The sequence below is a fragment of the Pseudoalteromonas ostreae genome (genome assembly GCF_018069805.1).
In the GTDB taxonomy this organism is placed as follows: domain Bacteria; phylum Pseudomonadota; class Gammaproteobacteria; order Enterobacterales; family Alteromonadaceae; genus Pseudoalteromonas; species Pseudoalteromonas ostreae.
This window is the reverse complement of the sequence record NZ_JAGPYN010000003.1, coordinates 213138-233381: the sequence shown is the minus strand read 5'-3', so window position 1 is coordinate 233381 and position 20244 is coordinate 213138. Positions and strand designations below refer to the sequence as shown.

The 20244-nt window shown below is 39.6% G+C and carries 17 protein-coding genes, 1 tRNA gene and 1 pseudogene; 6 read left to right on the top strand and 13 right to left on the bottom strand.

Translation table 11 applies throughout. The features are described 5' to 3' along the window. The 3 genes from J7338_RS03680 to J7338_RS03670 all read right to left on the bottom strand — a co-directional run bounded on the left by J7338_RS03680 (position 1) and on the right by J7338_RS03670 (position 2677). Positions 1–660: a histidine kinase gene (locus tag J7338_RS03680; protein ID WP_210795715.1), complete on the bottom strand. Its 660-nt coding sequence runs from the start codon at positions 658–660 to the stop codon at positions 1–3. A gap of 62 nt (positions 661–722) precedes the next feature. After that, positions 723–2372 (bottom strand): fused response regulator/phosphatase, encoded by a 1650-nt coding sequence (locus tag J7338_RS03675; protein WP_210795713.1) that lies wholly within the window; start codon positions 2370–2372, stop codon positions 723–725. Next, positions 2372–2677: an STAS domain-containing protein gene (locus J7338_RS03670; protein WP_169019858.1), complete on the bottom strand. Its 306-nt coding sequence runs from the start codon at positions 2675–2677 to the stop codon at positions 2372–2374. The genes J7338_RS03675 and J7338_RS03670 overlap by 1 nt, the downstream gene beginning before the upstream one ends. 158 nt (positions 2678–2835) lie before the next feature. On the opposite strand from J7338_RS03670, the gene J7338_RS03665 reads away from it, so the two are divergent. Beyond that, positions 2836–3165, top strand: a complete 330-nt coding sequence (locus tag J7338_RS03665) for an SUI1 family translation initiation factor (protein ID WP_210795711.1) — start codon at positions 2836–2838, stop codon at positions 3163–3165. A gap of 1891 nt (positions 3166–5056) precedes the next feature. Further along, on the top strand, positions 5057–6295 hold the full coding sequence (locus J7338_RS03660) for a Vps62-related protein (RefSeq protein ID WP_210795710.1): 1239 nt from the start codon (positions 5057–5059) through the stop codon (positions 6293–6295). Between the two features lie 361 nt (positions 6296–6656). Here the strand turns inward: J7338_RS03660 and J7338_RS03655 are convergent, their stop codons facing one another. From J7338_RS03655 to J7338_RS03645, 3 genes are all read right to left on the bottom strand, one after another. Then, on the bottom strand, positions 6657–6872 hold the full coding sequence (locus J7338_RS03655; protein ID WP_210795708.1) for a transposase: 216 nt from the start codon (positions 6870–6872) through the stop codon (positions 6657–6659). A 57-nt stretch (positions 6873–6929) separates the two neighbouring features. After that, entirely contained in the window at positions 6930–7109 is a 180-nt protein-coding gene (locus J7338_RS03650; RefSeq protein ID WP_228732912.1) for a hypothetical protein, read from the bottom strand. Positions 7110–7772: 663 nt separating this feature from the next. Then, on the bottom strand, positions 7773–8747 hold the full coding sequence (locus J7338_RS03645) for a transposase (protein WP_210795704.1): 975 nt from the start codon (positions 8745–8747) through the stop codon (positions 7773–7775). 302 nt (positions 8748–9049) lie between these two features. On the opposite strand from J7338_RS03645, the gene J7338_RS03640 reads away from it, so the two are divergent. Then, positions 9050–9718, top strand: a complete 669-nt coding sequence (locus J7338_RS03640) for a hypothetical protein (RefSeq protein WP_210795702.1) — start codon at positions 9050–9052, stop codon at positions 9716–9718. A 456-nt stretch (positions 9719–10174) separates the two neighbouring features. Here J7338_RS03640 and ggt read toward each other — a convergent pair whose 3' ends face one another. Beyond that, entirely contained in the window at positions 10175–11845 is a 1671-nt protein-coding gene (ggt, locus tag J7338_RS03635; protein WP_210795699.1) for a gamma-glutamyltransferase, read from the bottom strand. 92 nt (positions 11846–11937) lie between these two features. Then, positions 11938–12474: a GNAT family N-acetyltransferase gene (locus J7338_RS03630; protein WP_210795697.1), complete on the bottom strand. Its 537-nt coding sequence runs from the start codon at positions 12472–12474 to the stop codon at positions 11938–11940. Between the two features lie 95 nt (positions 12475–12569). Between J7338_RS03630 and J7338_RS03625 the strand changes: the two genes are divergently transcribed. Further along, positions 12570–12938 (top strand): hypothetical protein, encoded by a 369-nt coding sequence (locus J7338_RS03625; protein ID WP_210795695.1) that lies wholly within the window; start codon positions 12570–12572, stop codon positions 12936–12938. 121 nt (positions 12939–13059) lie between these two features. On the opposite strand, the gene J7338_RS03620 is transcribed toward J7338_RS03625, so the two are convergent. After that, positions 13060–15282: a TonB-dependent receptor gene (locus tag J7338_RS03620; protein WP_210795693.1), complete on the bottom strand. Its 2223-nt coding sequence runs from the start codon at positions 15280–15282 to the stop codon at positions 13060–13062. 334 nt (positions 15283–15616) lie between these two features. Between J7338_RS03620 and J7338_RS03615 the strand changes: the two genes are divergently transcribed. Both J7338_RS03615 and J7338_RS03610 read left to right on the top strand, forming a co-directional pair. Then, a complete protein-coding gene (locus J7338_RS03615) occupies positions 15617–16762 on the top strand; it encodes a porin (protein WP_210795691.1) in 1146 nt (381 codons plus the stop codon). Positions 16763–16772: 10 nt separating this feature from the next. Further along, the gene (locus tag J7338_RS03610; protein ID WP_210795690.1) at positions 16773–17180 is read left to right on the top strand and encodes a type 2 periplasmic-binding domain-containing protein; all 408 of its coding nucleotides are present in this window, start codon (positions 16773–16775) and stop codon (positions 17178–17180) included. A gap of 69 nt (positions 17181–17249) precedes the next feature. Here J7338_RS03610 and J7338_RS03605 read toward each other — a convergent pair whose 3' ends face one another. The 4 genes and pseudogenes from J7338_RS03605 to secG all read right to left on the bottom strand — a co-directional run bounded on the left by J7338_RS03605 (position 17250) and on the right by secG (position 20243). Further along, positions 17250–18875, bottom strand: coding sequence for a methyl-accepting chemotaxis protein (locus J7338_RS03605; protein ID WP_210795688.1), 1626 nt, complete (start codon positions 18873–18875; stop codon positions 17250–17252). A 282-nt stretch (positions 18876–19157) separates the two neighbouring features. Next, positions 19158–19273, bottom strand: a pseudogene (locus tag J7338_RS03600) (transposase); the annotation flags it as partial. A 451-nt stretch (positions 19274–19724) separates the two neighbouring features. Next, positions 19725–19809 (bottom strand) — tRNA-Leu (locus tag J7338_RS03595). Between the two features lie 83 nt (positions 19810–19892). Beyond that, entirely contained in the window at positions 19893–20243 is a 351-nt protein-coding gene (gene secG, locus J7338_RS03590; RefSeq protein WP_210795686.1) for a preprotein translocase subunit SecG, read from the bottom strand. Between the last annotated feature and the right edge of the window lies 1 nt (position 20244).

Here is a 20244-nt window from a genome sequence, read left to right as displayed (position 1 = left end):
TTACACTAAAAAGTGAGGAATTTTAATACAGCATGCAATTAATAGCGCTAATGTTTGCTGGTTGAAAAAATCGTTATTAAAGGCTTCGCCATCTACGATACCAACGCAGCGATGTGCACTGTCAAAAAGCGGCAAACAAGCTTCTGATTTCACTTTAGGGTCACAGGTATAATATTCACCACCCGCGGCCAAATACTGCTCAACATTGTTGATCACTCGCCCTTTGCTACTCAGTGCCACCTGTACATTATTACTCCCAGCAGCAAAGGCGTCGGTAAGTGGAAAAAGCGCTCGACTTGGTGCGCCAAAGTAAGCCAGTTTAAGTAATTGCCCACCCTCAGGTGTTAATGTGCTTTGGTAAATACCGTACCAATCAACCTTAGTTTGCGCTACAACGTAATCAACAACCAGCTGTAATTGAGCAAGCTTTTGCGTGGTGTGCTGATCTTGTGGTAAAAAATCAGTAAGTTTAAACGGCTCATCTTGTAAGTAACCAAATAAACTGCACGCCCCGCCTTCACCCAGTTCTGGTATTTGATATTGCCAGCGTACCGCAGGAAGCGACTGATTTGATAAATAGCTTTCGAGCTTAGCAAGCTCAGCAGCGACTAACTGAGCAGGTACATCTAACTGCGCAAGAGATAAATAAGAACAAATCATTTAGCCATCCAAACATCTAAAAAACAAATCATAGCATGGCTAAACAATCACGACTAGCTTTGTTATTGCACCAATCGATAACACATTTCAATTTGATTACCCGATGAGTTATAAGTCACCTGCTCTGCGATTTCTTCTAGTATCGATAGCCCGCGACCATGTTCGCGATTATTACTGCTTGCATTACTATCAGTGTTTGAAAAACCATTGCCAGAATCGCAAATTATAAAATACAGGCTCAATGTATCAGGGCAATAACGTATATCGATAATGATCAATGCATCAACGAGTTTGGCTAATGCCGCCTCTCGAAGTTGATAATACTCAATAAAACCATCTTCTTTATTTTTAATATCTGAATCGAGCCCTAATACACCGTGATCAAGTGCATTGTTATATGCCTCAGAGAGCAGTAAGAAAATATCAGAGCGATGTTCTTTTAAACCGCCAACTTGCGTAAGTACTTCAACGATTTCAAGCACTGGATCAGTTTGTTTTATTTGCCGAGAATTAAGCGTTAAAGAAAAATTAAACGGTAAACGAGAATAAGTAGCCTGCTCTTCTATCGCAGGAGGAACCGCTATACAATTAAAAAGTACTAGACTAAGGTCGTCCTGTTGTTTGCTACCATGAGCAAACTTAGTCACTTGCGCGATCACATCTTGACTGGTCACTTTAGGCTTGCTCGCAAGTGCCTTTATAAAGCGTTGCTCTGCAAAAAATTCATCGTTTGCATTGGTAGTTTCTATAATACCGTCGGTTGCTAGCGCTAAGCGCATACTGGTATCGACTTCAAAATGAATTAATTCACGTTCAAATTCGTCGTTTTCTAAAATCCCTAAAGCCATATGCTGTGACTCTAAGATTTTTAATACGCTTCCTTGCTGATCAATTAAATAGGCATCGGGCAAGCCGCCAAGCCAAGCTGAAACACTTTTCCCGGAGCTACTTAGCTCAATAATTGTCGCGGCACAAAACATATGTCCGGGCAGCAATTGCGCTAATACAGCATTCACTTCAGCGGCAATATCACTGACTGCCATGCCTTTATTTACCATAGTGTAAAAGACTTTCGATGCTGGCAATGCTCCTACCGCAGCCGCTAAACCATGGCCCGTAAAATCGCCAAGCATACAATACAAACTACCAATTGGACTTTGCCCAACCAAACACATATCACCATTAAACATAGAAGCTGGTGAAAGATGAAAATCAATGTTCTCGGAAAATTTATGCTGGTTTTCTAAGGCGTTATTAAAAATATGTTCAACTATTTCGTGCTCGCGCTCAGTTTGATTGTAATGATATTCTAATAACTTATTTTGTTCGTGGGTTTTTAAGCTCAGCTTACGGGTACGGCTGTGGGCTTTTACTTTCGCAGTTAAAATTACTTTATCAAACGGTTTATGGATAAAGTCATCACCACCAGCCTCTAAACAACGTTCAAAACTACTTTGATCTTCCAAAGAGGTTATAAAAATAATTGGTAAGTAAACATCGTTGTATAACTGCTTAATTTTTGTCGCTGTTTCATAGCCATCCATCACTGGCATGATTACATCAAGTAGCACAATATCAATATTTTGCTGTGCTAATATTGCTAATGCTTCAACGCCATTAGCAGCAGTTGATACCTCGTAATTTTGTTGCTCCATCATTACTTTCAAAAGCGTACAATTAAGTGGCAGATCATCAACAACGAGAATATGCATTAATCAATATCAAACTTTTTATCAAAACGTGAAATTTGCAGAATTTTTTTCAGTTGCGGCTGACAATTACTGATTTGAATTGCATCGACCGAGGTCCCTAAGGTTTTTTTCATATTCAGCAACATACCAAGGGCGGAGCTATCCATATAATCGGTTTCTCGCAAGTCAATTACGACCTTAGCGGTTTTTTCATTGATATCAGAATACGACTGTCGAAATGACTGCACTAAATTAAAGTCGAACTTCCCTTTAATTTGAATAGTCAGTGTCGCACCATCTGCTGATGCACTCTTACTTAGACTCATTAGGTAACTCCTGCTCAGATTATCCATTCTTAATTAGTATTAAATATAACTTGTTAATGAAAAATCACCAAAAATAAAACTCCCTATGCACAAATTTGTTATTAGATTTGATATTATCTTGCCCATTGTTTATTTAACTTTTTAAATGCAGGTTAAGCATGAGTGATAGTAATCTCGTTTATTCAACCGAAACAGGCCGTATCAGCCAACCAAAACCAAGCATAGAAGTGGCTAGTAAAGTATTTAAAGACGGCGCCCTGCGCATCGAACGCCAAACCAAAGGCCGTAAAGGTAAAGGTGTTATGTTAGTAACTGGTATTGACAGCGAGCAACACGATTTAAAAAAACTCGCCAAAACCATTAAAAGTAAAATGGGCCAAGGCGGCGCGGTAAAAGACGGCATCATAGAAGTACAAGGCGACGACCGCGAAAAACTCAAAGCCATCCTAGAAGCACTCAAATTCAAAGTAAAAATTGCCGGAGGGTGATGAGCCGCCGGCTTGCCTATAAAAAGCAGAGACTTGATGACCTAATTGCATATATGTACTTTCTTAATTTATGATCAATATATTGTAATACAAAGAAAAACATCGGAGATAAAATTGTCTACTCCCACACAAAGAGAGCTTAAATGATATTAGATAATCTACCCAATAAAAAACTAGTCTCTGCTCTAAAAGCTAGTGCAGCTTTGGATATAGAGCTGTGTGAAGACGAATACCTAAGGTGCTTTTCTTACAATAAAACAAAGTAATAAAGTAGCGTGGTAACTTGCTTCGCTTGTTCCTCGCGATTTAGCCACTCTCATTTTACCGCCAACGGCAGCGTTAATTTAACTGGAGCAACACTCAATTATGGATGATGTATCGGAGCAATTTAAACCAGTAAAAAAACGGTTTTATCTCATATTGCTATTAACTCTTGTATGCTTTTCAAGTGGCTTTATTCTTCAATATTTTGATATTGAGTTTCTAAATCCTTTTTATGGTGCATTAATCGGAGTGCTCGTATTTAACATTGGTATTTGGTTGTATTACAGGTGTCCAAAATGTAACTCCATTCCATTTGCATCAGGTAGTGAAGGCGTAGAAATCAGACCTAAACTCTGCCATAAATGCGGTGCTAAATTCAGGTCAAAATAAACTAATAATAGATAGCAGGAAAGCCAAAGTAGCTAATGCGGAGCAATAAAATACGGCATCATCGAAATACAAGGCGACGACCGCGAAAAACTCAAAGCTATACAAAAAGCACTTAAATTCAAAGTAAAAATTGCCGTGGGGGGAATCCCGGTTTTATGGTGTGTGGTACTTAGTCGTATGTAGTGGTATTTAATTAGTTGTCCGTGACGATCTGAGCGGCGGGATTAAGCGTGATATAGTCATTCACACCTAAGAACTACACTTTAAAGTGGTTTAGGGTATGTGCTTACTGGCTACGAATAATGAGTGAAAATCATTTGATGATTACCGCTTTTCTTTCGAGCCAGCAAGTGCTCCACGGCTCGCTAACGAATACTCAGGGCACGCACATAAACTGCTGGCTATATTTCTTTCGAAGAGCTTGGAGCGGACAGTTACGAATTTTGATGTCTGAAGTCAAGGTTTGTGTGCAAAAAATATAATTGCTTATCGAGCAGAATTTAGGTGTAATGGATAGATAATAAACGCTGAGTAACGCAGGGACAGCTTAGATACGACAGTCACGGCAATGAAACTAGCTTGATATCGCTTAGGTCATAAAAAGCCTTTCTATATATGTAAAGTCCATAGCATAAACAACACCAACTCTGACACACCGAGCAGGTAGCGCCTCAGTCCAACAAGCGATTATGCAACACAAACTGCGTGTCGCATAAATACTAAAATGTAAACTTAACATTTTGGATTAGAGTTTGGGGTCAGATAAAAAATAGCGCCTAGACGAACAAAAACACCTTCCCGCCCCCTCAGCCGACACCGCCGCGCTGGAAGCCGAGAGTGATTACCTCCGAGGAAAGTAATTGATCAACAACATCGTCACCTCCATAAAACTGTAAAGCAACCCCGTCGTCCTCCCCGCCAGCGACCTAAACGACATAGTACAAGCCATCCGCATGTACCAACAGCAAATCGCACAGCTACGCACACTAGACTGGGTAAACGACAACGTCGACCACATCAAGGAATACACCAACCGCACCTTCCTAGACGACTGGCAATGCCTAAGCATAAGTAACAAAAACAAAAAGCCCACCGAGCGTGGGCTTTTTTAGTTCGTGTAATGCCGTGTAATTGAAATGTTTAAATTAAAACGCTAATTTTGATTTTGAAGGCTGATGTTAGTTTTTTATAGTTGGAAGTGGATGTTTTTTGTTGATTTAATTAAAGGATAATTATCATGAGTGCAGAAAAAGCTAAGCAGTTTGGTGAGTTAGTTATAACGTTTACTGATAAATTCGATTTTCGTTGGGATGATTCTGGGAGTGGCGCATCAAAAGATGGCGCATATTGGCATCCTCTTCCACCAAGCGGCTTTAAAGCATTAGGTTCCGTCGGTGTAAATCATTATGGAGGTATAAATGGTACTGTGGCTGCTTTGTGCGTCAAAGAGGCTTCGATAAAGGAGGGTGCTCCTGCTCTAAGATCTCCAGTTAAATTTGATATGATATGGAAGGATTCTGGGTCTGGTGCGCATAAAGATGGCTCTTGTTGGCGGCCGGTGGCCCCTGATGGTTATGTCGCTTTGGGTGATGTGTTTGTAAAAGGTTATAACTCACCTTCTTTAGAGGATATTACTTGCGTAAGAGCTGATTTAGCTTATGGTGCGGTTGTTGGGAATGGAATCTGGGCTGATCATGGGTCCGGTGCAAGTGCTGATTTCGGCTCTTTTGAAATCAATGTTCCAGCAGAATATTATGACACTGAAAAAGGGCTGATATCTGTTGGGTCATTTGTTGGGAATAATAATTATAATCCACCTGTCGGTGCCAGTGTTCTTCATTGCTTAAACTTGTTATTACCAACAGAAAGTGCCGAGAATCCTCCTTATCCAACTTTAACCAGTTATGACCCTCCAGCGTCAACTACTACACCATCTTTAGATCGTACTGTCTATGTTCCATTCACTGCAGTTAAAGATGATTTCAAAGATTTGGCCTGGAAAGTCAGCAACTCGCCTTTTTACAAAGTAGATCGATACATAAGTTATAAAACTGAGCTTTATGACTACAATCAAACATCTGTTATTCAGCATGTGGATGAAACCATTTCAACAGGAGTGTCCACTACGCAAAGTAGTTCCTTTAGTACGAAAACAGGTGTCTCTGTGACCGCTGAAGGTGGAGTGAGCTTTTTAGGTACGGGCGGTAAGGTCTCTGCAACAGTTTCAGTTGAACTTGGTTGGACAAGATCGACTGGCATTACTGAATTTACTGAAAAATCGATAACGCGGTCGATCTCAGTGCCACCTAATAAAGCTCAAGCAGTTTGGGCTATTTCTTATAGTCTAGTTGTTAAAAGAGATGATAATTCAACAGTATCCAATGCATTATCTTTTGAGGTTGACTATTTCATACATTCAGAATTCCCTGATGGGAAAACAACAGTTGAAACTCCATCATTACTAAAGGTTATATAGTCTTGGCAGATGAATTTTGGGGAGAGTGAAGCTTCCCTAAATTTTATCTAAATGGAGTTTTAATACGCTATTTTTTTTGTTCAAGGGGACAGAGTTTTTGATTTTCACTTTTTGTAAATTTGGGATCTGATAAAAAATCCTTAATCCCCCTAAAAACCAAGCCCATCCTTCCGATGGGCTTTTTCGTTTCTGTCCTTCCATTTTTATCTAAGGAGTAATCATGCGTCAGGTGTGTAATGGTCAAAAAAGTCTTTCTTCCATTGCTGAATATGATGCGGGTAAAGCCCTTTATTACGGCAGTATTCACTCATAGCAACCTCATCTAAACTTCCACACTCAATAACCGCGTTGAGCCTTTCTTCTAACCCCAATCTTGTGGTCGCTTTTCTGATGTCATTTGGAGGCCTGTATGTTGAGTCTCAAGTTCATGCTTTTTAGCGAGTGTAATCCAACGTTGTAATGTTGAATAACCTACCCCTAAATCACGTTCAATATCTTCTAGGTGAACATCATCACATTGAGATAATGCTTTTTCAACAGCATGAACTTTAAATTCTTGTGTAAATCGACGTCTCATTTTATTTGCCTCTACTAAATATTAGAGGCGACAACTATCCTGACACCTGTCTCTTGATCACATCTTCTGTTGTTGCGCTTGCATGAATCGAGCGCCTTCTAGCATTTGGCTCAGTGAAAACCAACCTTTCCATAAAGCTTCCCAACCAACAACACCAGTTTGCTTGCTGTTGTGCCACCCGCCTAATTTGGCAAGTGCATAATAAGCCCAATGTAATGAAGGCGTTGTGCTAGACATTTTTTTAGTTTCGGTCTTTGACCAGAGCAGCTTCCATTCAATAGAGTTAAAAATTGTTCGCAACTAATTGACTTTGCCTCATCTTTATCACCAACAAATTCACGTAACTGAAGAAGTCTTACCGCAATAAATGCTATTATTACAATAATTTTTTCTAGGTTATTTCGCGTTTGCATACGAAACGACTCAACTTGAGAAAAAGAACAAAATTGAAAAAAGAACAAAATTGACACCCATTATAAATAAATGCTGAAGTCATCAAACTTAACCGTTCAAACAACTGCCTGCCCGCAATTACTCTTCGAGGAAATGTTGTTTGTAATAAATAACGTGACTAATGTCCGCTGAATACTGAATTTTAGATATCAAAAGGCTGCAAATTCGCAGTTTTTGAATTGCTTTAGATGGTTTACTATATCGCTCTATTTTATGCTAATAAAAAGAACAAAATAATTAAAATAATTGACACCCATTATAAATAAATGCTGAAGTCATCAAACTTAACCGTGCAAACAACTGCCTGCCCGCAATTACTCTTCGAGGAAATGTTGTTTGTAATAAATAACGTGACTAATGTCCGCTGAATACTGAATTTTAGATATCAAAAGGCTGCAAATTCGCAGTTTTTGAATTGCTTTAGATGGTTTACTATATCGCTCTATTTTATGCTAATAGCTTTTCACAATTTCTCACGTTTGCTCGCCGCTTTCTATTTAAATGTTCACAGTATCCTTCCTGCGATGTTGGCCTCCCGACTGCGCCATGAAACACCCGTGTAAAGTGCCTCGTGAGTTTTAACCAATTATCTGCTGAGATATTTACCCGCTCCAATAACCGTGAATGAGTATTATCTATATAACCGCGCTTATCTTCTCGTATACAACGACCTGTTAACTCTACAAGTTCTAAATAAGATTTTAACTCAAATGGTAAGCCCTTTGGCATGTGCTGCCTTGGCATACCTGCAAAGCGTAGTAATTGTATTGGTTGTTTACCGTCGGTTGCACTTTCAATCCGTTTTTGTACGCTCGTGTAATCCGATGTTTCTGGTGTGTGAGCTATCTTCGCTCTGATTGGGTTTAAATCAACATACGCCATACATGCAGCCAATGCGGCTTCATCTAACAGTGCTTGTGATTTGAAACGGCCTTCCCAAAATCGCCCTGTACATCCATCTTCTTTATTCGCCCTGCGAGCTATATCTTCATTTAATAATCGCATAAACCAGCTAATACTTGATAAACGCTCACGGTACTCATCAACGGTCTCATTTAAAAAAAAGCATTCAGCTTTCGTTAGCTTGCCCCCTTGAACATATTTATTTGTCAGCATGGTGCCTTTACATAATTTATGCCAACGGATAATAATGGCTTTATCGTTCAGTCGTTTCGCTTTTTTATCATCAACATACAACACTAAATGCGTATGATTACTCATCACTGCATATGCGCAAACATCAATACAAAACACGTTAGAAAGAGCCAATAGCTTCTCTTCAACCCAACACCTGCGATGCTCATATGATTGGCCAGTAAAACGATCTTCGCCACATAGATAGGCTCGACGTACGCACCTAGAAATACAATGATAGTACTTTGTATCAGCCAAACTTATCTGACGCTTTCTCGCAATAGCCATGTGACAACCTGCTCATTTATTGTGCTAATAATAAAATTAGTACGTAACTGATACATTGCAAATCATAAAGTGGGTGTCTTCTTAGCACCTCTTTCTTCTTAGCACCTCTTACTCCAGACTATCTCTCGCGATTTAGCCCTTGCCATTCGCGAGTGTCTATCGTTTAATAACAGTATGTTATTTAAACGGTGATCTTCCTACAGAGGACTTTCACCTCATAAGTCAATGCCCATGTCGGGCGTACACAAGCAAAGGCAGCCGACGCTTAACACCGCGCGGCTGCTTTGAGCGTTAGGTTTAAAATGGAACTGGCAAAGAGCTTCTTAATTTCGATATGTACAATTTTTCTATTTAGTTGTGCCAATATAAGCTATCACATTGGTAGTGTAGGCAGCATAACAGCCGAACCAACTTTTGATCCAAATAAAACATACACATATTATGATGATGCGGTTTCAAAAGAGTTAAAGTTTGAAGATTTTGAGGTTCTAGTTATACCCTATAACTCGGTGAGAACAGATAGCCATTTTGAGTTATTTTTTATCCCAGTTGAAAGGCAAGGCTCATATATGGGCTCAGTTGGTGAAACCCTATTTCAGATTAGCGTAAGTGTAAAAGGAGAATTGAATAAGATTAACTTTTTTCCTTTTAAATCAGATTTAAACGATGATGTTAAAGTGCAAATGGTGAAATGGCGAGATCCCAAGCCAACCTGTGATTATGAATATATTGACTGGGATATTCTAAAGCTAGATTCATTTCATTTGGTCAAAGATAGGTTAAGAAACCAGAATGAAAAGTGCATGAAATCAGGTTGGGTTGAGTATTTGCTCGTTTTTGATTCAGAAACGCCTGATCCAAAAATGAAGTTTACTCTAGAGCTAACCTTTCAAGATATTGATAGTAATAAATTTATTAAGAAGAAACTGTTCTTTAACGCAGCTAAGTTTGTCTCAACGCAAACACATTAAACCTAATCGGGTAGCAGGAGGTCTCCTCCGGCCCCCACACCACCCATCATGCGCTTTTCATTAGCAGAAAGTGCTATGGTCGGTTCATCTCCCGTAATGAATATTGATCCAAATATCTCTCAATGACACTAAACCTTGTGACGCTAAATAGTCATTGCCTAGCGCAATATTAATTACTTTTGTTTTTGAGCTTCGACAAGGGCCTTCGCTTCCAACCGCCTACTTTTGGTGCTGGTGATACCAAATGCTATGGCGAGTCGTTCACTAACACCCAATTTCATTAAACTGCGTACTGCACGAGGTAAACTCGCGCCTACGAGTCACTCCCCTAACACCTAGTTACCTAGCCCCTGAAACCTTTTTGTAATTGGGCTTCGTTACCCTCCCCCCAACTACAATCGCCTAATTTAACACCGAACAATCTTACAACTTATGACTTACCGCTTAAAGCTGCGATCAAAACACCATCGCCTTACCGCGCCCTGACGCTTCTGAGCCGGCATCTAGTTTGCCATCACGTTCGATAATCACATGCATATCACCAAAATGGCGCTCGTCTAAGGTGTAGCCCATTTTCTCTAGTGCTTTAACAACGCTTGCATCTAACCCTGCATGATGACGGATCACATTTTTAGGCCAAAGTTGATGATGAAAACGCGGGCTATTTACCACTTCATCGGCGCTCATATTAAATTCAACCGCGTTTAAAATAGATTCGTACACCGAGCTTATTATGGTGGTGCCGCCAGGTGAGCCGGTAACCATTTTAACTTTATTGCCTTTGAGTAAGATAGTTGGCGTCATTGAACTAAGCATACGCTTATGCGGCTGGATTTCATTGGCTTTACCACCGAGCGCGCCAAATACATTCATCACCCCTGGTTTGGCACTAAAGTCATCCATTTCATCGTTAAGCAAAAAGCCCGCGCCAGCAACGACTACACCACTGCCATAACCTAAATTAATGGTGGTGGTATTCGATACTGCATTACCCCATTTATCAACTATAGAAAAATGCGTGGTTTGTTCGCTTTCATATAACCCAGGTTTAATGTTTTCAGTCGTCGATATTTTATCGAGTGTGATGGTGCTACTGCGCTTTTTAAGATAATCCATGGCGATTAGTTCGCTCTTTGGCACGTCAAAAAAGTCTGGATCACCTAAATACTCTGCTCTATCAGCAAATACGCGTTTGCCAATTTCTGCTAATAAATGAATATATGGAGTGGAGTTATGCTCAAGCCCTGCTTTGGGTTTAGTCAGCTCGTACATTTTTAACCATTGTATTATTGCAATACCGCCGGAGCTTGGTGGTGGTGATGTGAGTACTTGGTAAGCGTTCCAAGCTGCTTTCATTGGGGTACGTGATTTTGCTTGATAGGCTTTTAAATCCGCTTGCGTAATGATCCCGCCATGTTCAGCCATAAAATCGGCAATGATTTTAGCAGTTTCGCCTTCATAGAATCCTGCCTTACCTTGCTCGCGAATACGTTTTAACGTGGCTGCAAGCTCAGGTTGCTTAAAGTTTTGATTCGCTTTAGCGCTGGCAAAATAATCAGCAAAGTTAATTGTTACGTCTTTTTTAGCCATGCGGGCAATGTAGCGCTCAATACTGCTGGCTAATTTAGGGTGAACAATAAAACCCTGCTCGGCTAACTTTACTGCAGGCTCAACAAGGGTTTTCCAATCAAGTGTGCCGTGTTTTTGATGAGCAAGCCACATGCCAGCCACACTACCGGGTACACCACTGGCGTGAATGCCGTATACCGATTTATTGGCAACCACATTACCTTTGTCATCCAAATACATATCGCGATGGGCGGCAATTGGAGCTGTTTCGCGGTAATCTATAAAGTCGCCTTGCCCGTCTTTTTGGATCAGCATAAAACCACCACCGCCAATGTTTCCCGCTTCAGGCAAAGTAACGGCTAATACAAACTGCGCAGCAATGGCTGCATCAACCGCGTTACCGCCCTGCTCCAAAATGGCTCTTGCTACGTCACTACTGTAATTATCGGGCATAGCTACTGCTGCTTGGGCTGTTTTGCCACTAGCTGCCAATGCCGTTATGTGTAACTGCATTACAATGACACTAAAAATCAGTAAATGTTTTACACCTGCAAACATATTTAATTCCTTGTTGATTTTATTTTTTGATTATTTTATTAACCCCATTAATACACATTCAGTTAACAAGGGTCAAACTACAATGAATAACTTTACACAAATTTTCGATATAGCACGGCTGGTAACTCGCCGAACTCGTCGCTATGGGTATAGTATTCAATAAACTGCATACCCAGCTTTTCCATCACTTTAATCGAGCCGTTATTGTCTTTTAGTGCAGTGGCGCTAAGTGCCTTGATCTCAGCATTGGCGATGATCACATCGGCAACGGCTTGCGCGGCTTCACTGGCGTAACCTTTACCCCAACTTGTGCGTTTAAAGCGCCAGCCAATTTCAATATCACTAAAATCAGGCTCTGCAGTAAAAAAACCCATTGGCCGAATTAATATCCAACCAATAAAGCTGTCATTATCATTAAGGTTAACTTGCCAAAGCCCCCAGCCCTGTTGTGGATTGCGGTAGGCTTGCATGCGCGGAATAAAAACGTCTTTGATAGTGCTCATGGTCGTCGTCTTGCCACGAGTAAGGTACTCCATAACTTGTGGGTCGTTATCGAGTTCAAACAGTAGCGCACTGTCATTTTCATCCATTAATTTAAAATTAAGTCGTGCTGTTCGAGGTATATTCATTTTCTTGCCTGTATATTGCTTGTTTTAAGATTGCCATCAATACTGTACCAGAGGAAATATTCCTCGGGACATAATTATTATACAAAGGAACGAATATGAACAAATTAACAAGTTTAGTTTTATTAGGCTGTGTAGCACTAACCGGTTGCGAAGACGCCAGCGAAGCAAAAAAAGATGCCGCTGAAGCTAAAACTGAGGTTAAAAAAGCACTTAATGATGCATGGGATGAAGTAAAAGAAACCAGCAATCAATTTAAAGGTGAATCACTTGATGAGCTACTACAAGAAAGTAAAAAACTTGGCCTTGATATGTATGATGATGGCAAAGAAGTTGCCCTTGATGCCTGGATTGAAAGTAAAGAAGCAGCAGGCGAGTTAACAGAAAAAACCAAGCAAAAAGCCCAACAGCTCGTTGACGAATTACAAGCTGCACGTGAAGAACATGACAAAGAAAGTAATAACTAGTTGGCTTTAAAGCTTAGTTATATTTGCTAGCCTTTTGGCTATTTTTATACCTAAGTATACAGATTTATCTATACAAAACTTAAAAAGGGGCAGTGTCTGCCCCTTTTTTAAGTTTGTAAGTTTACAATTCAAAGTCTTTTTTAAATTTAATACCAAACTCGCTACGATCGTTACTACGCATTACACCTACAAATCCTGATTGCTGCAAGCGACCCACATCGTATACTTCATTTAATACGTTTTCACCATATAGCGTTACTTCCATATCACCATACGCGTTTAGGTAAGAGATATTAAAACCAACTAACTCTCGTGAATCGATATGCTCACTTTGATTATAAACTGACTGACCTTGCATATCACTTCGATAAGAGTAGTTAGCATTGAGCGCAACTGTTGCACCGTTATTTAAATCAATAAAGTATGAAGGTGCAACCATTACAGTCCAGCGTGGGGTCAATGCTGGTGAGTCTCCTTTACCAATACCTTGCACACCAGCATCAACCTCCGTGATCTCTGAATCTAAGTAACCCACAGCACTACGAATTGTAAAATCGTCTGTCACTGCAACAGTGGTTTCAAGCTCAATACCTTGTGCTTTAGATGCACCTGCATTTTCAACAATAGTCACAAAGCCACCGCCTGCGGTTGGATCTGAGAAGGGTAATGCCAAGTCTGTGTAATCAGTTACAAAAACAGCCAACATCATTGATACATTTTCATGTACCTGACCTTTGAGGCCTAACTCATAGTTGATTGCTTTTGTTTCTTCAAAAGATACAAATTGATCTGGACCACCAAATGGACGTGGCGGGAATCCACCCGTTTGATAACCTTTTTGAATTTGTCCATACACGTTCATGTTATTACTTAACTGATACGACGCATTGACGTCCCAGGTTACAGCATCAAAATCGGCTGATACGTACTTGCGCTCAGGAAAGCTTGGAAAAAGTGCATCCGCTACTTTTTTATCTTTTGAATAACGAAGACCGCCACCAACTGTTAACTCATTTGTTAAATCGTAACTAGCGTTAATATAAGCAGCATATGAGTTAGTTTCTTGATTTATATTGAAGTTACCATAATCACCGAATGACGCTGTTGTGCCATCGTTTAATAAACCATTAGGTGTATTCCACGGGCTAAAAACAAATGGGCCTGAACGGGTAAAGCCATCTTCATTAAAATAGTAAAGACCCGATACAAAATCCATCTCAGAAAATGAGCCATTTAATTGAATTTCAAATGAATATTGGTCGGCTCCACCTTGTTCTGGAAACTCAGATAAATTAAGAGCGACAGCATCATCATCAAGACCGCCTTCATACTCTGAGGTACGGTAGCTTGAGATAAACTTTGCGGTATAACTATTATTTAATGCCCAATCAAGGCTTAATGAACTACCCCAACCTGAATATGAGGTTGACTCAATACCTGCAACCGTTGACGCTAAATCATCCGGATCTGCTGGTAGCATATCGCTAGTAAGTAGTGGGAAATCACCATTGGCAGAGTTATTTGCATCAAGTGCTTGTGTAAGTTCAATTGTATACGGTGATTGACCTGATTCGTTATCAACTGCATCCAATGCAAAAACCAGGGAAAAGTCTGTGTCAGGTTGCCACTTTATAGCAACACGGCCACTCGTTTCTTGTTCTTCACCAATTTTTTGCTCTGGGTTTTCTAAATTAATAGCTTTACCCACACCATCACGCTGTTTGTAAGATGCACTTGCAGACATGCTTAATTCATCAGTCAAAGCATTATTAAAATACACATCACCCGCGATACGCCCACGAGAACCAACCTTAGCCGTGGTTGTTAAAATACCTTCGTCGCCTGGTTGTTTTGTAATGATGTTTACTGCGCCACCTAATGTATTACGTCCATATAAAGTGCCCTGAGGGCCTCGTAATACTTCAACACGCTCAACGTTTGGTAGTGACAAGTTAGAGCCCATTTGGCGACCTAAATAAACACCATCTAAGTAAACACCAACACCAGGATCCGTTGTAATAACATGATCTTGCAACCCTATACCGCGAATAAATACCGATGCATGGGCGGCATTGCCAACTCCGTAACGAGTAATGTTTAAGTTAGGAACATACTTACCAATATCTTCAAGGTTACTCATATTAGCTTTATCAATCAGGTTTTCACCAATAGAAGTAATTGCTGTTGGAGATTCAAAAATACTTTCTGTTCGCTTACGTGCAGTCACCTCTATTTTTTCAAAAGCATCCTGCTTAGCGGTGGTTTTTTCTTCTTGAGCGTAGCTTGATGTTGCAAAAGCGCTAAGAATTGCAATGCTTAACTGGGATAGGTGACGTATTTTCAATATTTTCTCCAAAGGGTAACATATGTGAACAGCCTAATTAATTTTAGGCATAAAAAAAGATGCTTAACATAAGCATCTTACCTTTGGAGGGGTATTATATGTTATTTCTGTTAAATTCGGTATAATAATTTCACGTTAATTCAAAAAACAAAAGTAAACGCTCATTAATTAGTCAGCCAATAAAATAAATTAACCCATTCCTTACAGGTTTGCTAAAACAAGCTCACAACACTCCTCAATATGTTAAAAATTTTCCTTTATTACATCGCAAAGCTGATCTTTAACTACTAGAATGTCTTTGAAATCAATATTTTTTATATACTTAGGATACACAATGAAAAAACTTCCTCTCGCAATTGCTTTATGTGCTGTATGCGCATCTGCAAGCTCATTTGCAGAAGTACGTATTAATGGTTTTGCCTCTATTGTTGGTGGCAAAACATTAGATGATAATACCAGTCGATATGGGTACGACAACGACATTTCATTTAAAAATGAAAGTGTTTTTGCTTTACAATTATCGGCTGATTTACAAGATAAGCTCAGTGCAACTGCACAAATTGTAGCCCGTGGTGAAAATGATTTTGATGCCGAGTTTGAATGGGCTTATTTAACATACGAATTTACCGATGAGCTGCAACTCAGTGCGGGTAAAATGCGTGTGCCTTTTTACCGCTACTCTGACTTCTTAGATGTTGGTTATGCTTATCGCTGGGTAAGACCACCACAGTCTGTTTATAGTATTCCATTTTCTACCTATGAAGGCTTGAGCCTACTGCACACTTCACAAATAGGAGATTGGGATTCAACCTTACAAGTTATTTATGGTGGCTTTGATGGTGACATTGTCGCAGTTACAAATAATGATGAAGCCAAACTAAACGACATCGCCGGAGTGAACTGGACTCTATCGTATGATTGGTTTAGTGTTCGCGCCGCTTACTTAGTTGCTGAAACCTCTATTAATTTAAGTAATGGTGAAGCTGGCGGACAAGCTATTAATGGCCTTGAACAATTACTGCGCGACAACGGCCTAATAACTCAAGCTGATGATATTGCTATAAATGAAGATGACGGTACATTTATTGGTGTGGGTTTTTCGATTGACTATAACAACATATTATTTGATGCCGAATACACACAGTTTGAAGTTGAAAAAAGTATCTTAGCAAAACAATCTCAATATTATGCGTCGATTGGGTATCGTATGGATGAGTGGATCATTCATTTTACTTATGAAGATAATGACGACAAACATGATAAATCTCGCTTTGATCAAGTAACCCAAGTGCCTCCTCTCAATAATGGGATTAATCAGGCACTCAATGGTGTTCGTGCACAAAGTGATGTATACACTATTGGAACTCGTTACGACTTTCACTCATCTGCGGCACTAAAAGTTGATTTTAGCCGTTTTAATGATGATATCTCAGATACTGAAACGGATGTTATTGCCGTTGCTGTTGATTTGGTTTTTTAAGGGGATGGTTATGAAAAAACTAATTTTAGCGGGCCTGATGTCTGCCTGTTCATTTAGTGCGTTTGCAGGCGTTACTGTGATCGTAAATACAGGTAATGCCAATACGATAGACCAAGATGAAATCAAAAAAATCTACCTTGGTAAAAGCAAGTCATTTGCGGATGGAGTGAAAGTAAATCCAGTAAATCAAAACGGTAACAGTATAACAGATGAATTCAATGACAAAGTAATTGGTAAATCAAGTAGCCAACTTAATGCCTATTGGTCAAAATTGGTTTTTACTGGTAAAGGTACACCGCCAGAAAAACTAGATAATGACCAGGCGGTGATCAACTTTGTTTCGAGTAATGCCGATGCTATTGGCTATATTGATAGCAGTAAAGTGAGTGATGCGGTGAAAGTAATTGCAACTTTCTAGCTGTGTTAACTTAAATAAAAACGCCTTGTGGTATCTAACCACAAGGCGTTTTTTATTATAACTACAAGGTTATTCGACTTTAAATTTAGCTGTCGCATCCAATAGATTATCAGACAGATAATGTAAGTTCTTCGCCACATCACGAACCGCAGTAAGCGAAGCCATAGTATCTTCGAATGATGTATGCATATTAGATACATTTTCAACCACCATTGCCGCCACTGATGTTTGCTCTTCAGTGGCTGCTGCAATTTGTGAGTTCATACCATTAATTTCAAGCATTTGCTCTGCAATTTTTTCAATTGAAATACCTGTATTTTCTGCCGCTGTTGCATTATTACTGGCCATATCACGCGCCGATGTCATAGCACTAACCGACTCGTTTGCGGCACTACTTAAAGTGCTTAATAGTTCACGTATTTCATTGGTTGATTTAGCCGTACGCGATGCCAGCTCTCTGACTTCATCAGCAACCACAGCGAAACCACGCCCTTGTTCACCTGCTCGCGCAGCTTCTATAGCAGCATTAAGTGCTAATAAATTGGTTTGCTCTGCAATCGAGGTGATCACATTAAGTATTTGAGTTACATTTTTTGTATCATCCGCAAGCTTGTTAATCGTCGAAGCGGCACGATTGATTTCCGCGCTTAAGGTCTGAGATTCAGTGACTGATGTTCGGATCTGTGAACGGCTTTGTTCCACTTCTTGCTCAGCCGTTTGCGCAGCACGAGAAGCACTTGCTGCCGAGTGTGAAATGTCTCCTACACTTTGTTTCATTTCTTCCATCGACTGTTTAACTATTTCAGCATCTGCGGTTTGCTTGCTGGTCGCACTTTCGGCTTGCTCCATGCCCTGCACTAAGCGTGTCGAGTTTTCCATCAAGGGTTCACACACTGCCATTACTTCGAGTACCGACTCCCTTAACAAGGCTATAAATGTATTGAAGTTAATAGCAACTTGGCCGATTTCATCTTCACTACGTACTGTCAGTTGTGTACTGAGAGATCCTTTGCCTTCACCTAGTAAACGCAAATTTCCAGCCGCATCACTGGCGGCAGCAGCAATTCCACGAGCAATCCAAATAGCCATAAATAACAATAATAATAATGAAACTGATGACACAACCAGCATTAACGTTAATGCATGATCAGATCGTGACTTGGTGTTATTTACCAACTCAAAAAAACGCGCATCGGCGCGTTGCTGAGCCGCTTTAAGACTTTGCAACACCGAGTTATACATCTTGGTTTTAGATTGAGCTTGCTGCTGAATTTTACTAAAATCGGCGGTTCCACTGATCATATCGTTGGCAATTTTTGATGATATAGCAGCATACTCTGTTAGCTGTGTGCGTGTTTGTCTATCAATGTAGGTACTATTAATATTATTTATTGCATCAAGATTCTCAGTTAACGCTGTCAGTGTCTCTTTTGCTTTATCAACAATGTCTTGCTCACCAAATGTAACTGCTTGTGTATAAAGCTCATCTAATTTTTCAAGTAATCCGACGTTCGCTGATGTTAGTTTTACCACTTGATAAGATGTTTTTTCAAGTTCGTCTAATGAGCCCCGATTGTCCACCATCGAAATATAATTGATTAATACAATAACCACAAAAGCGATAACAGCAATACTCGTGATAGCGTGAATTTTTTTACTTATACTTAGGTTTTGAAAAGACAAACTTGAAGCCATGCGATCTACCTTATTATTTAACTATGTGTATTATCGGCCTATTAGTTATAAGTGTTAACTATATTTTTAATTTATCTAGCTTTATTACCATAAAAGTTCACAAACCGGATAAAATACTAGAGAACTAAAGAAACCGATTGTCTTTTACTTAATAGGCTATTATTTAAGCACACCGTTACTGAACTAATATTAACAATATCTACTCTGTTCAATATAGCAGAACTTATCGTTAAAAGAGTTGAATATAAGCGAGCTATGCTGAACTCATCAATAAAGATCCGCTAACTTTGATATTGACAGCTTTGCCGGTACTTTTACCACTAAATGTATGTGATCTATTTTACATTCAGCTCTACAACCTTGCAGTCCAGTTGTTCGAAATAGATCTGTTCGCAGCGCACGGTTTGAACTTTTAGACCATCGACTTTATAAATAAACAGCGCTTAATTTTTTCAAGCCCAAACGTGGTCTCTAGTATGCCCTTATTACCAATTAATCCCACCTTAAAAGACTGTGTTTGGCCAAAAAACAGATCTACTGGCGTATAATTTTTAAGAAATCATTAGCATTTGAGTCTAGATAAATAATTTAATAAATGGGGATAACGAACTGATACCAATCGACTTAAATATTTAACCATTCTAGCGAGCTAAATAAAGCGCTAACTGCGTTATAATTTTTTCAAGTAGAACAACTACATGTCAAAATTTACGCCTTGTTATCACTCCATTTATCTGTCGCTATAAATGGTCAGTAACTTAACACGATTGGTATGAGATGAAAATCTCTATCGACTGCATATGAAAAAGCAAAAAACCAGTAACATCGCTGTTACTGGTTTTTATAAGATGGTGCGGTTGGGGGGACTTGAACCCCCACGCCCGAAAGCACTACCCCCTCAAGGTAGCGTGTCTACCAATTCCACCACAACCGCATTGTTAAAGCTTTCGCTTTAGGTGTTAAACTCAATGATTTACTTGAGGAGAATAAATCGTCTAACAATACTTGTTGAAAGTATTAATTTGGTACGTCAGATTTCTCTTTCGTTGATGTTACTGGAACATCATCAGCTGCAGGAGTAATTGTTTCAACTACTGGTGCTGCTTCTAGGTTTTCCCACTCGTCAGTCTTTTTGATCTGACCTGCAGTTAAGTTACCTAGTACAATACTTAGCACAAAGAAAATACTCGCTAAGACTGTAGTTGTTTTAGTCATAAAGTTACCTGCGCCTGATGAACCAAAAACAGTTCCAGAAGCGCCAGCACCAAATGATGACCCCATATCTGCGCCTTTGCCTTGTTGAATTAAAACCATACCAACAAGCGCTAAAGCAACAACTAAATAAACTACTAATAAAATTTCGTACATC